Annotated in this window: 13 protein-coding genes; 6 read left to right on the forward strand and 7 right to left on the reverse strand. The window is 56.5% G+C overall.

Translation table 11 applies throughout. The features are described from left to right. Positions 1-108: 108 nt before the first annotated feature. A complete protein-coding gene (gene asnS, locus SH421x_RS21655) occupies positions 109-1,500 on the forward strand; it encodes an asparagine--tRNA ligase (protein ID WP_488852103.1) in 1,392 nt (463 codons plus the stop codon). Between the two features lie 55 nt (positions 1,501-1,555). Further along, positions 1,556-2,005, forward strand: coding sequence for a rhodanese-like domain-containing protein (locus tag SH421x_RS21660; RefSeq protein WP_488852104.1), 450 nt, complete (start codon positions 1,556-1,558; stop codon positions 2,003-2,005). 64 nt (positions 2,006-2,069) lie between these two features. Here SH421x_RS21660 and SH421x_RS21665 read toward each other — a convergent pair whose 3' ends face one another. Both SH421x_RS21665 and SH421x_RS21670 read right to left on the reverse strand, forming a co-directional pair. Next, on the reverse strand, positions 2,070-2,435 hold the full coding sequence (locus tag SH421x_RS21665; protein WP_488852105.1) for a hypothetical protein: 366 nt from the start codon (positions 2,433-2,435) through the stop codon (positions 2,070-2,072). Positions 2,436-2,584: 149 nt separating this feature from the next. Then, positions 2,585-2,998 (reverse strand): hypothetical protein, encoded by a 414-nt coding sequence (locus tag SH421x_RS21670; RefSeq protein WP_488852106.1) that lies wholly within the window; start codon positions 2,996-2,998, stop codon positions 2,585-2,587. Between the two features lie 349 nt (positions 2,999-3,347). Here SH421x_RS21670 and SH421x_RS21675 point away from each other — a divergent pair, with 349 nt between their 5' ends. The 4 genes from SH421x_RS21675 to SH421x_RS21690 are packed head-to-tail and all read left to right on the forward strand — an operon-like array spanning position 3,348 to position 7,850. Beyond that, positions 3,348-4,256, forward strand: a complete 909-nt coding sequence (locus SH421x_RS21675) for a hypothetical protein (RefSeq protein WP_488852107.1) — start codon at positions 3,348-3,350, stop codon at positions 4,254-4,256. A gap of 50 nt (positions 4,257-4,306) precedes the next feature. After that, positions 4,307-5,506 carry a formylglycine-generating enzyme family protein gene (locus SH421x_RS21680; protein WP_488852108.1) on the forward strand — a complete coding sequence of 400 codons (1,200 nt, stop codon included), beginning with the start codon at positions 4,307-4,309 and terminating at the stop codon, positions 5,504-5,506. Positions 5,507-5,508: 2 nt separating this feature from the next. Continuing rightward, positions 5,509-6,411, forward strand: coding sequence for a TRAFAC clade GTPase domain-containing protein (locus SH421x_RS21685; protein WP_488852109.1), 903 nt, complete (start codon positions 5,509-5,511; stop codon positions 6,409-6,411). A 59-nt stretch (positions 6,412-6,470) separates the two neighbouring features. Continuing rightward, positions 6,471-7,850, forward strand: a complete 1,380-nt coding sequence (locus SH421x_RS21690) for a GAP1-N2 domain-containing protein (RefSeq protein ID WP_488852110.1) — start codon at positions 6,471-6,473, stop codon at positions 7,848-7,850. A gap of 225 nt (positions 7,851-8,075) precedes the next feature. On the opposite strand, the gene fliM is transcribed toward SH421x_RS21690, so the two are convergent. From fliM to folP, 5 genes are all read right to left on the reverse strand, one after another. After that, a complete protein-coding gene (gene fliM / locus SH421x_RS21695; RefSeq protein WP_488852111.1) occupies positions 8,076-9,206 on the reverse strand; it encodes a flagellar motor switch protein FliM in 1,131 nt (376 codons plus the stop codon). 42 nt (positions 9,207-9,248) lie between these two features. After that, the gene (locus SH421x_RS21700; protein WP_488852112.1) at positions 9,249-10,523 is read right to left on the reverse strand and encodes a glutamate-5-semialdehyde dehydrogenase; all 1,275 of its coding nucleotides are present in this window, start codon (positions 10,521-10,523) and stop codon (positions 9,249-9,251) included. A gap of 166 nt (positions 10,524-10,689) precedes the next feature. Beyond that, positions 10,690-11,253 (reverse strand): hypothetical protein, encoded by a 564-nt coding sequence (locus SH421x_RS21705; protein WP_488852113.1) that lies wholly within the window; start codon positions 11,251-11,253, stop codon positions 10,690-10,692. Further along, complete coding sequence (locus SH421x_RS21710; protein WP_488852114.1) at positions 11,250-11,831, reverse strand: hypothetical protein; 582 nt, start codon at positions 11,829-11,831, stop codon at positions 11,250-11,252. Before SH421x_RS21710 ends, SH421x_RS21705 begins: the two co-directional genes overlap by 4 nt. A gap of 74 nt (positions 11,832-11,905) precedes the next feature. Continuing rightward, positions 11,906-12,808 carry a dihydropteroate synthase gene (gene folP, locus SH421x_RS21715; protein ID WP_488852115.1) on the reverse strand — a complete coding sequence of 301 codons (903 nt, stop codon included), beginning with the start codon at positions 12,806-12,808 and terminating at the stop codon, positions 11,906-11,908. Positions 12,809-12,834: the final 26 nt, after the last annotated feature.

Consider the following 12,834-nt stretch of genomic DNA (forward strand, 5'->3'; position numbering starts at 1 on the left):
ATCGGACTTCGGGGCGGCCCTTGTTTTGTGCAAGCGGCCGCCCTTTTTGCTTTCGAGCCTGTGCGGCTAGAATAACTAACTTCGCACCGCAGGCACGGAAGGTTCGTCATGCAAAAAATTTCGGTTCGCACCGCTCTCTCGGCCGATCAGGTCGGCAATCAGGTCAAGCTTGAAGGTTGGGTTCGCACACGCCGCGACAGCAAAGCGGGGTTTAGTTTTATCGAACTCAACGACGGTAGCTGCATGGGCAACATCCAAGTAGTCGCCGATGGCAATCTGACAAATTACGAGTCGGAAGTGAAAAAGCTCTCGGCCGGCTGCAGCGTGCGGATCCACGGCGAGATCGTCCCATCGCAGGGCAAAGGGCAAACGACCGAAATCCAAGCGAGCGAAATCCACGTCTACGGCTGGGCTGATCCCGAGAGCTATCCGCTGCAAAAGAAGCGGCACTCGATGGAGAAGCTGCGCGAGTGGGCGCATTTGCGCCCCCGCACCAATACGTTTGGTGCCGTCTTCCGCGTCCGAAACTGCGTTTCGCGCTCGATCCACAACTTCTTCCAAGAGCGCGGCTTTCTGTACGTGCATACGCCGATTATCACCGCATCTGACTGCGAAGGCGCCGGCGAGATGTTTAAGGTCACCACACTGGACCTGGAAGCGCCTCCCAAGACCGGTGGCAAAATCGATTTCTCACAAGATTTTTTCGCGCGACCTTCTTACCTGACGGTCAGCGGTCAGTTGGAAGGAGAGATCTTTGCAACGGCCTTGGGGAACGTCTATACATTTGGTCCGACCTTTCGGGCAGAGAACTCCAACACGTCACGGCATCTGGCCGAGTTCTGGATGGTCGAGCCGGAAATGGCGTTTGTCGACCTCGAAGGGAACATGCAGGTCGCCGAGGATTTTATCAAACGGATCATCTCGGACGTGCTCCGCGATTGCGGCGACGATCTGCAGTTTTTTAATGATCGTATCGACGATACCGTGCTGGCGACTTTGACCGCGATGGCCGACAGCGAGTTCCTTCGCATCAGCTATACCGAGGCGATCGACGTCCTGCTCAAGAGCGGGCAGAAGTTTGACTACAAAGTGGAGTGGGGAACCGACCTGCAATCCGAGCATGAGCGTTTTCTGACCGAGGTCCATTTCAAACGCCCGGTCATTTTGCACGACTATCCTCGCTCGATTAAACCGTTTTACATGCGTTGCAACGAAGATGGCAAAACGGTGCGAGCGATGGATGTACTAGCCCCGAAAGTGGGAGAAATCATCGGCGGCAGCCAGCGCGAAGAGCGAATCGACGTGCTGGAGCAACGAATGCAGGAGCAGGGGCTGAATCCGGCCGATTATTGGTGGTATGTCGAATTGCGGAAATACGGCACGATTCCCCACTCTGGCTTTGGACTGGGGCTCGAGCGCATCCTACAGTTCATTACCGGTATGGGGAACATTCGGGACGTGATCCCCTTCCCACGCACCCCAGGCAGCGCTGACTTTTAACAGCGTGGTCCACTAACAGCCTGCTAAGGTTCCGATGATTCGGAGGATTCGCTGGATGACGACTCGCACGAATATACCGCTGATCGCGATTTTGCTGATCAGCGTCTCCGCCAATTTCGCCCTGGGGGAAGATCTGAAAAAAGTCTTGGAGAAATTCAAGAAAGGGGAAGCGGTGTTGCTCGACGTGCGCGAAGAGGTCGAGTGGAACAAAGGGCACCTAGAGGGAGCGACCCTAGCGCCTTTCTCCCGCATCGCTTTTGATCCTGAGTGCCGCAAGATCATCGCCGCGTTGCCGGCAGGTAAAGAGGTCTACTGCTATAGCAACGTCGGCAAGCGCGCCTTCTTTGCCGCCAACTATCTGCAAGAGCGAAACGGCCAACCGGCGACAGCCTTGAAGGTCACCTATCGTGATTTAGTCGCCGCCGGCTTCAAACCAGCCGACCTGCGTCCCCAAGGCTTCTTGCAGCAAGTTCAAGAGCAGGAAGCAAAAGACATGGGGAAGTAATGACGAATGCTCCAAGTAGCATGCGATAGACATTCTGTTTTCGACATTCGTCATATTGCTCCAACTATTTGCCGATCTGCACAAAGAACGCGATCCACGGAAGTAGCCCAATGATCAGCATCGTGCGGACGATTGCCTTGGGAGGCGCGGCGCGTCGTTGCTGTACAACAACCGGGATCAGCAACAGAGTGATCGTGCCGGTCACCATGGCGACCATCAGCAGCAACATCGCGATCGCATCCAGTTGCGTCGAAGGCTCACCACTCGCCCAGATGTAACCCCGCACGCCGATGATCGCGATTTCGGTCAACAACGTGGTCACGCCGCACAGCATCCAAAAGATCGTCATCGAGTCCGCTGCGCGTAACTCTGGATCGGTACGAATCGGGTGGCCAGAGGCCTTGCGAGCCGTCTTCGACTTTTTGCTCATCAACTACGCCTTGATAACGGGGAGAGTATTGGCGATGCTGCTCTCCCCTATCGTACCCAACCAGAGCCGCTTCGAGCAAAGGAAAACCTCGCCAACGCAGGACGAGGTTTATCACTGTTTACTTGCAGCTTGAAGCCGGCAGGCTTGAGCTAGTAGTACGAGTGGACGATCAGGTCGCCGCAGCGGGTAAAGACCATCCGAATGTGGAATCCGCAGCACCATTCGTATTCGACGACGGTTCGGCCAAAGATTCCGGGATGGCTGCAAACGGTTGGCGCACCGGTGCAACAAGCGGGTACGCAAACCGGCACTTCAAACGCACAGTCGGTGCAAGGCTGCTCGACCAACAGCACCATCTCGACCGGCGGGTCACAGGTGCAACACTTTCGCGAAAAGACTTTGTGATGATCGCGATAGCGGATACAGGGAGGCGCGCAACACGCGATCGGCTCGGGTGCACAACAGGATGGATCTGTTTGCGAAGCAGCGTTTGCGCCGCTCACCCAAGTCAAAGAAGCAATCATAGCGAAGGCAAACGCCGGAAGTAAAGTCTTACGATTCATGAGAATGTCTCCTGCGTAATGGCTAAACGAGTTCCGCTGTCTTACTCCAACCTAACATGCATTGCCGCGAATGAAACCGGGGTTATACGGATTATAACGATTGCCGCGAAGACTCAAAATGTAGGGGTTAAGCTCCATCCCCAGGAAAAAGTAAACAAACACGATCTCGATTCTTTGCCTGTCGAGCGATTTCGACCTACTTTTCAGTTGGCGAAGGTTGTAACCGGCCGAGCGCCGCCATTTCCTTGTCCGAATCGGAGGCGCATCGTCGCCTCCACTGCTTATCCGAAGTAGGCTCGCGAAGACCGTGGGCCGCCGAAACGATCACGCCTGGGTGGGAATTATCGCTGTGACTGCCAATCCAGAACAGTTGCTCCAGGTAGGTTATCCCGCCCTGGAAGAGGCGCTCGAACAGCTCAAAGCTCATAACCAGGGCCTTGAGCAATTCGTCGAAGAACTAGTGGCCGAACTCGGGCGTCTGTCCGACGAGTTTGAACGCCGCTCCCTCGAAGCGTCTCAAGCCGCCGCGCAACAGACCCTCAACGCAGCTTTGGCCGCCGAAAACTCGGCCGAACTTTTGATGCTGCAACAAACGATCGCCGATCGTGAACATCGACTCGCCGAGGCCGCAGCGCAACTCACCGCCGCTCGGGCCGAAGTCGATCACTGGAAGTCGCAAAGCAATTCCTCTCGCTCCAATGACCAACTCCTGGCGGAGCTGCAACAAAAGAACTCCGAACTTGAACTGCAACTATGCGAATCGTTGCAGGCGATGCGTGAGCTGGAAGAAAGCCGTGGCGAAATCGCCCATCTGAAACAACAACTTGCGGCAGTCAAAATCGAACTGCTCGATGCGCAGCAGCAGTTTGAGCGATCCGACAGCTTTGCCGCTACGAATGACGAGGAACAATTCGACGAGCTAGAAGATGAACTACTTCGCGTTCGTAATCGGGCTGCCGAGCTGACCGCAACGGTCGATCGCCAGCAACGTGAGATCGCTGCTGAGCGGGCTGAATGGTCGACTGAATTGAGATCGATGCGGACGATGCTCGAACGCCAGTCAGGGGCGATCGCAACTCGCCCGGTCGCAGCCGATCAATCGCTCTCTTCGACTTCGGTCGGCACCAATACGGTCGTCCGCGAATCGGCCCAGTCACGTCCTTTGGGCGCTGATAACGTCGTCGATTCGGTGATGGCGCAGTTCGCTAAGCTTCAACGCGATATCAACCGTCGCCGAAACAATGGCCAGAATCGGTAGACGCCAGCGCTGCTAGGGGCAATGTCAAAACTGTTGCAGGGACAATTCTAATGCTCTTCTTCAAACAACACTGGTCAACACTCGCGATCGGCATCGCCGTCGGCGCGCTCGGCATCGCATGGCTTGCTGGATATTGGCAATTCGTCGTAGGGGTCGTCGCGCTGACTGCAATCGCCGCCGTGGTACGGCGCATCGTACGTCATCGCCAACTATCGGCAGCGGCGTCGGTAAATGTAGCACGCCCTCAACGTCCGAAATCTCGCCCAGAGCCAGAGCCCTCCGATACGGAAGCTCTGGCTCGCTTGATGTTAGAGCAAGGTCGGTACGCATTGCTGTTACGGCCGCAGATTGCCGCCAACCTGCCGCTAACTTTGTTAGACCAGGCACGCGAGTCCTTTGACGACCATATGACGATCGTTCCTGAAGGGGACGTGCTGGTGGGTCGCTGCAAAGGGGATGACGACCAGTCGCCAAGCTACAGCGGCAATCTGGTTCGCGTGGAAGCGGTCTATCTCGATCGCTTTCAAGTCACCAATCAAGAATACCAAGAGTTCGTTAACGCTGGCGGTTACGAGCAGATGCCGCTTTGGGATCCTGAGATCTGGCCGGCGGTTCTCGACTTTGTCGACCAGTCGGGTCTGCCGGGGCCCCGATATTGGCGCAACAGCAAGCATGTCGAAGGAGAAGAACGATTGCCGGTGGTCGGGCTTTGTTGGTACGAAGCTGCCGCCTATGCGCGGTGGGTCGGCAAGCGACTTCCTTCAGACCCTGAATGGATGAAAGCCGGAGCATGGCCGGTTCCCTTGCCTGGCGCCGAACCGATCCAGCGTCGTTTTCCCTGGGGTGAATCGATGGATCAAGGGCGAGCCAACTTGTGGGGTTGCGGTCCTGAACATGTAGTCCCTGTCGATCAGTACGGCAGCGGAGCAAGTGTGGGCGGGTGTCATCAACTGATCGGCAATGTCTGGGAATGGACCTCCAGTCGCTTCGGCGCCTGGCGTGCGCCTGGAGATCAATTGGTGATGGATCCTGCGATGCGCAGCTTACGCGGCGGCGCCTTTGACACTTATTTTGATCATCAAGCTTCGTGCGACTACCAAAGCGGCGACAAGGCAATCGCTCGCAAGCACAACATCGGGTTCCGCTGTGCGGTCAGCTTTTGCGATATCCTGCCGGAGGATGACTCGTTCGATTCGGTAGGTTCAGAAGACGAATTGGAAGCCGCCGCTGCGGCTGGGGTGGAGAATTAATTATGGTACGCAAAGCGCTTGTAGCCATGGAATCGTATCGCCTGGCGCAATACGCGGTTCCGATTTCTTGTTATATCTGCGGCGGTGACAACAACTACGATGTCGAGCTGTGTCGCCACTGCTCGGCCCCGATGGCCTTGTCGCACCAAGCCAATTCGCAAGGGATTGAGCCGGGTATGATCGCCGTACTGGGGACCGCCGCGGCCGGCAAGACGGTCTATTTGGGAATGCTGCTGGACATGCTGACGCGGCGCAACAATCGCGTGCAAGTCTTGGCGCGCGGCGCGTTCTCAATCACCTTGCAGCAGCGCACCATGGCCGCGCTGGCCGCTTCGGCATTTCCTGACAAAACGCCCAACGAACCTGATCGTTGGAACTGGGTGCATTGCCAGGCGAAACTCCCCAGTCAAAAACGTCCCATCGAATTGATCATGCCCGACATGGCGGGAGAAGCCATCCTGGAAGAAGTCGATCATCCCCATTCTTACCCGGCGATTCACTCCTTTCTGAAAAAATGCGCCGGCGTCCTCTTACTGATTGATTCAGAACGGATCGAAGACGGATCGCAGGAGCAAAACTACTTCATGATGAAACTGATCACCTATCTCAGCGAGCAATCACAAAAGAAGCGTCGCGGAAAGTGCGTCCGCCCGATGGCAATTGTCTTTTCCAAAGCGGATCAGTGCGATCCTTGTTTCGCGAATCCGGATCGATACGCACGGGATCGTACGCCCAATTTGTGGCAACAAATCGGCGAACGTTTTGAAACGGTCGGCTTTTTCGCATCCAGCGTCACTGGCGCGTGTACGCAAAAAATCGATCACGGCTCTCGGGTCAACGTCCCATTACGGATCGAACCACGCGGCATCGTCGAGCCGTTTGAGTGGCTGATTCGCAAAGTTTAAGCCTGATTGCTCTCGGTTTGCTCTTTCTCATTTCTCCTCTTCGCAGGTCCTTGTTAGTTATGGGCGTTACGATCCAACAAGCAATTTTCACCTCGGCGCAAACATCGCGTCTGGATGGCTACCAACTAGTCGCCGCGAGCCAAGGAGTTTCCTCCGAAGACGCTCGCGAACTGGCCACCTGGTGTCCCGCTCACGATGCGATGCTGCGGGATGATTTCGCCGCTTACAGCGTCAACTTTCATCCGATTCGTGCCGAACGCTATTGCGTCTCACGCACGATCAATGGACAAAACGAATACAGCGGCCGCGGAGGTCGCCAGGTATACACGCATTGCTTGCTGATCGACGCACCGCAGTTTGCGCAGTTCGCCAACAATCCGTTTCACTTGCTGACAGCAGCCACGGTCGACGCCAACATCAGTTGGCGTAGCTCGTTGCCTACCGAGCTTTCTGAAATCAAACTGGTGCCGGCCAGCAAACCGGTTGACCTTGGCTTGTTCAAACAATCGCAAAAACTGCGTATTCCCTATGCATTGACTGCTTGGTTTCAGGAAGCGCTCGACAAGCCGCGCTTGGCGCTATCTGGATATGGCGGAGACGAAAGTCTCTTCGCCCAGTTTTTCAATCTTTTGCCGGTCAACCTACGGCCTCAATTCTCTTTTTCGACAGGGCTGCGGTATTCGCCGCGTCGACCGTTCCGATTTCTCGGCCTAGAAGGCAATCTTGAAGAACAACGCCGCGCCGTTCGCGGTGAAGGACTTACGTTGCTCGATCTCGAAAATCCACCGATGAATGGCGATCGCTTGCGAAACGCCTGGGCGACCTGGGTTTTGGTCGCGTTGCGCACCAATTTGCCCGCCTCGGCGGTCAAGTTGTTGGGCCAGGCCGATCCGCAAATCGACATCTCGCAACTCACGGCGCTGGGGCAACGCTTGCGACTGAAATTGCTCGAAATGGAAGAGGACGAAACGCAAATCGCGGCCGATATGGAACGCGAAGATGTGGTCGCCGCGGCGATCGCTTCTCCTATTGATTCCTCGCCTGAGGCGGGGGAGCGCAAGTTCGTCAGGAGTCACGCACCGCACCCTGCCCACTCGCGCGCCGCGAGTTCCGCCAGGTTGGTGCAAATCGCTGGCCCGTTGCCCTCGTCCCAAATTGCTGGCATCTCGATTCACGAGCAGCAGCGTTTGGCGCAACTGGACGAGCTGGTCGCCGGAGCCTTAACCGGCAGCATCGAATCACTCGCTCAACTGCAAAACGTCTGGCCAGAGATCGCAGGCGAACTTCCTCCGGCGCTGCGAAGCGACGTCCAAGAACGCTATCTGGCGTATGCCGTAATTGCCTGGAAAAAACTAAACGACCGCCGCGTCAGCCGCAATCCAGCCTCGGCGGCCAACTTGTTGGATGTACTATCGCTTATCTTTACCTCCGCAGCGTGATCCAGCGAGCCGCTCCCCCTTTTCGCAATCTACCTGCCAAAGGTGGGAAGAATGACAAAGCGCCCAACCCAAACCTGCCGGTCCCACGTCACACAAAAATGGAGAACTAGATAACAACAAAACACTAAGACGTTGCCAAGAGGCAAGCTTGGTTGGAGGTGCGTTCCGCTCTTTCAACATCCATTGTGCAACTTCAGAATACCTCACCCCCAGGCGCCCCGAATCTTACTTCCGACCTGCTGGTTTTGCCTGAGGGGGAGCGGGTGGTGGGTTGGAGGGGATTTTGGGTTGCGGCGGCTTTTGCTGTTTGGGCGGCAATATAGACTCAACCTGAATCGCTTTGTGCCCTTTGAAAGCGCCAGGAAAGGCCAGAAACTTGGTCACACCGTTGACGCTCACCTTCAGCGGTTCGCGAGAATCTTTGGGGGTCGTGATCACATCCCCCACGCGCAGTTCCAGCAGATCTTCGGTCGTAATCTTAGTCTCAGCCAGCGTTACGCCCACTTCGACCGACGCACCGTCAATCTGGGTACTGAGCGCCTGTCGTGACTCTTCACTCACTTCCGAAGTGCCATAGGCGAACCAAGTGTTGGCGGTCAATTTGCCGCCGATTCGCTCAATCGAGTTGAACGGAATACAGAGGTTCATCATCCCCCGCACGTCGCCGATCGTCAGCTCGAAACTGATCAGCACCACCACTTCGTTCGGCGGGACGATCTGCACCAGTTGGGGATTGCTTTCAACACGGACGACCCCCAATTGCAGTTCTAGTACGTTCTCCCATGCGATCCGTAGTTCTCGCAAAAAGAGATTGGTAATTCGCGCGACCAGCGTCAGCTCGATCTCGGTCAGCGGACGGCGCGAAACGGGGCTGCTCTCTTTGCCGCCCCCCAACAAACGATCGATGATCGGATAGAGGATCGACGGGTTAATGTCGAGAATCAGGTTCCCTTCCAGCGGACTTGCGGTGAGCAGATTGAAACAGCTGGGGTTCTCCAGACTGAAGATGAATTCGCTATAGGTCAGCTGATCGACGCTGGTCAGTTTGACTTCGACGATGTTGCGCAGCAGCCCCGAGAGGGCGGCGCCAAAGTTGCGTCCAAAGCCTTCGTGCATCGATTGCAGGGCTCGCATCTGCTCTTTGCCGACGCGTTCAGGACGTTTAAAGTCGTAGGGAGTGACCTTCTCACGCGGGCGAGCCGGTTTGGTGATGTCTTCGGCCGAAACCGAGGGAACGATACTTTGGACGCTGGCCTGCGCAACTTTTGCTGGCTCGGCCTTCTTGGGGCTGGTCGCCTCCATCGCGTTCAGCAGGCTTTCGACTTCGGCCTGGCTCAGTACATTGTCATTGCCCATGAATCCCTCCCTGAATTCAACCGGCTCTTCGCGGACGAGCCGTTACGAGCGTATCTGGCCGTCGCCGTACACGACGTACTTGTAACTAGTGAGCGCTTCCAGACCGCACGGTCCGCGCGCATGAAACTTGTCGGTGCTGATCCCGATCTCGGCGCCCAAACCAAACTCTCCCCCATCGTTGAAGCGTGTGCTGGCGTTGATCATCACGGCCGAACTGTCAATCCGCGAAGCGAACTCGCGAGCCGCTGCCAAATTGCGTGTGACGATCGATTCGGTATGTTTCGAGCTGTAGAGATTGATATGGCGAATCGCGGCGTCCAGCGATTCGACTACTTTCACACTGATGACCGGGCCCAGATACTCAGCGGCAAAATCCTCGTCGGTCGCCGTCTTGGCTTTCAAGATTAACGACTGCGTGGTCGCATCGCCGCGAATCTCCACTCCCCGCTCAATCAGCGCGGCGCCGATTGCCGGTAAAAAGGTATCAGCGACATCTTGATGCACGACCAGCGATTCGGCCGCGTTGCAAACGCCGTATCGATGGCACTTGCTGTTGACCGTGATCGACATCGCCATGTCGAGATCGGCGTCGCGATCGACGTAGACATGGCAGTTGCCGTTGAAGTGCTTGATCACCGGCATGGTCGCTTCGTCCGCCACGCGGCGAATCAGCCCTTCTCCGCCGCGCGGAATCGCGACGTCAATGTATTGATTCAATTTCAAAAAGTGCCCGACCGCCGCGCGATCAGCCGTGTTGACCAGTTGCACCGCCGAAGTCGGAATGTCAAAGTCGAGCGCCGTCTCTTGCATCACTTCGACGATGGCCCGCGATGAATGGGCCGCTTCTTTGCCGCCGCGTAGGATCACGGCGTTGCCGCTTTTCACACAGATTGCAGCAGCATCAGCCGTCACGTTGGGACGCGACTCATAGATGAAAAAGACCACGCCCAGCGGGACGCGAATTTTTTGAATGTCGAGCCCGTTGGGCCGAACCGTCGAATCAAGCACGCGACCGATCGGATCCTCGAGCATCGCGATCTGTTCTAACCCTTGGGCGATCCCCTCGATCCGTTTGCTGTCGAGCTTCAGCCGATCAATCTCGGCCGCGGTCAAGCCAAACTCTGGAGCCGCCGCCAGGTCCAGCGAGTTGGCCGCGATAATTCCCTTTTCGGCCGCGCGCAGCTGCTGAGCCGATGCCCGCAGCCAGCCGTTCTTTTGCGCGCCGGAGACCAATGCCAAAGCGGCCGAAGCCTCTTTCGCGCGCAGTGCGGTTTCTAGACAGTACTGGGCCAGATCTTGGTTCTCGAGAATCGACATGAAATCTTGAATGGGTAATGAGTTAGCGGGGAGTGGGCGCAGCCGCACAGGCGTCCAACTCGGTAGTATCGAGAGATTTGACGTTTAAGTCAATGGAAACGCGGCCAAGCAAGAGGTTCGCACCAGCAACACAACCCATTACCTAGTAAGCAGTTGCGAACACCAACTACGCTTCGAGGGATTCGCTTGTTAATCGAGACAAGAGATATTTGTGGATATTGCGGTTCATCCGCCAGCCGAACACGAGATACCCCAAGCCAAACAGCCCCATCAAAGCAATCGCGGAAAGCGGTGGGGTTTCGTTACTAAAAATGATAAGCGCGGTCGGCGGGAGCAACATCACCACAACCGGAACCAGGCATCCCGATACCTGAATTACCCAACGCAACCGAGGTCGCCAGCGCAAAACAAAGGCGATTCCGCCGTGAATGAGCCCGCACATAGCCCCCAAAACGCCGCCATAAAGGGCGCCACCAGCCCACGTCCAGCCGATTTCCATTCGAACTTCAGGATCGGCCAACGCCTCAAGCGGGATCGCCTGCATAAAGAGCGAGGCAATGAGGTAGCAAGCGAGCATGATCACCGTAATCGCCGCCCCATTCAACGCACCAGAGATCATCGGCAGCGCCAGCCAACGCCCGATCTTATCGCCATCCATCAGCGGCGCGTCGGCCTGATCTTCGTCTTGGATCGGCGGGCTGGCGAATGGATTGTTGTCTTGCTTGGTCACGCGGACGAAGACTCTGGTGAAAGGGTGTGGTCTGAACCGGATCGCGATGGAAACAACGAGCCGGAGATACGCAAAAAGATCGAAACCCCAACTCCTATCCCAATTAGCAGGATAACCAGCGCGGCAATTATCCCCTGTTCTGTAAAAACAGGTTCGCCGACCCATAACGAGTACCAAGCCGGCGTCAGCATGACGCTTGGGGGAATGACCAAGCAAGGCCCCAATAATATTTGCTCACGATAGCGAAAGCGCTGCAAACAATAGCCGATCAGCCCCAACAAGAAGCCGCTCAATCCGTTGGTCAAACAGCCGTAACCAAGCGCAAACGCGAGCACTTCCAATAAGTTTTTCAGATTCTCCCAAAGGAAAATCATCTCCCACCACGAAGCGAGATTGAGGAAGATCGAGATGCACAAGACAAGCAAACAAGAGGCCACCATGCCGGCGAACGCCCCGCGGCGGGTTGACCACCATAACCAGATTCGTAGCAGCTTTGGTGTTTGGGCCGACGTATGGTCATCAAAGTGAGACAGTTCTGTTTTGGGACTCGCGTACGGGTTGTTGTCGATATCGGTCAAAACGTCTTCTCCTTCCGGAGTCGTCGCCGCGAGCTTCCTTCAGTCGTCCATCTTACCTGCCCAGTGAAAACTTCTCACCCAGGAATCGTCCCGGCGATTCCATCCACTCCGCCGCAAGCGACAAACAGCCGTAGCGCTTCAAAATTTGCTCTTACATCATGGACGCGGATGATTTGCACTCCTTGTCGGGCCAAGGCCAAGGTTCCGCCGACACTGCCGTAGGTGCGCGCAATCTCGGTGTCTTCCAGCAACTTGCCGATAAACCCTTTGCGTGAATGGCCGACCAAAATTGGTTGCCCCAGTTCATGATAACGAGCAGCGCCGGCCATCAGGTCGAGATTATGCTGATGCGTTTTGCCAAACCCGACGCCGGGGTCGAGACAGATTCGCTCGGCTACGATCCCCGCCGCGATTAACGCGTCGCGCTGGGCGGCGAGATAGGCGAAGATCTCTTCGACGACGTCTGCATATTGCGGATCATCCTGCATGGTTTGCGGCGTCCCTTGCATATGCATTGCACAGACCCCGGCGCCGGTCTCGCACGCGACGTCAATCATCCGCGGGTCGCCGGTCAGTCCGGTGATGTCATTGATGATTTCGGCGCCAGCTTCGATCGCTTCTCTGGCGACAACCGCTTTGGAGGTGTCGATCGAGATCGGCAACGTGGTCGCTTCGCGAAGGTGTTGAATTACCGGGATCACGCGACGGAGTTCTTCGGAAACATCGACCGGGTCAGAATAGGGACGCGTACTCTCGCCGCCGACGTCCAAGATTGCGGCGCCTTCGTCGGCGCAGTGCAGCGCGTGATCGACCGCCTGGAGGGGATCAAAGTACGAGCCGCCGTCGGAGAAGCTGTCTGGCGTGACATTGACAATCGCCATCAGCAGGGGAGTGCGGCCCAGCGTAAGCGTGCGACTACGCAGCTTCCAGGTGAGAGCGCGGGCAGGGAATTGAGCCGAGAGTTGGTTGTGCGACATCCCCTTAGTTTACCAAGGGGACAGAT

It is taken from the genome of Blastopirellula sp. SH421 (genome assembly GCF_057808535.1).

Bases quoted from the DNA above. Each gene is read 5' to 3' on its own strand.
- SH421x_RS21690 (WP_488852110.1), top strand. From the start codon at position 6,471: ATGGGCGTTACGATCCAACAAGCAATTTTCACCTCGGCGCAAACATCG.
- asnS (WP_488852103.1), top strand. From the start codon at position 109: ATGCAAAAAATTTCGGTTCGCACCGCTCTCTCGGCCGATCAGGTCGGC.
- SH421x_RS21700 (WP_488852112.1), bottom strand. From the start codon at position 10,523: ATGTCGATTCTCGAGAACCAAGATCTGGCCCAGTACTGTCTAGAAACC.
- SH421x_RS21685 (WP_488852109.1), top strand. From the start codon at position 5,509: ATGGTACGCAAAGCGCTTGTAGCCATGGAATCGTATCGCCTGGCGCAA.
- SH421x_RS21680 (WP_488852108.1), top strand. From the start codon at position 4,307: ATGCTCTTCTTCAAACAACACTGGTCAACACTCGCGATCGGCATCGCC.
- SH421x_RS21660 (WP_488852104.1), top strand. From the start codon at position 1,556: ATGACGACTCGCACGAATATACCGCTGATCGCGATTTTGCTGATCAGC.
- folP (WP_488852115.1), bottom strand. From the start codon at position 12,808: ATGTCGCACAACCAACTCTCGGCTCAATTCCCTGCCCGCGCTCTCACC.
- SH421x_RS21665 (WP_488852105.1), bottom strand. From the start codon at position 2,435: ATGAGCAAAAAGTCGAAGACGGCTCGCAAGGCCTCTGGCCACCCGATT.
- SH421x_RS21670 (WP_488852106.1), bottom strand. From the start codon at position 2,998: ATGAATCGTAAGACTTTACTTCCGGCGTTTGCCTTCGCTATGATTGCT.
- fliM (WP_488852111.1), bottom strand. From the start codon at position 9,206: ATGGGCAATGACAATGTACTGAGCCAGGCCGAAGTCGAAAGCCTGCTG.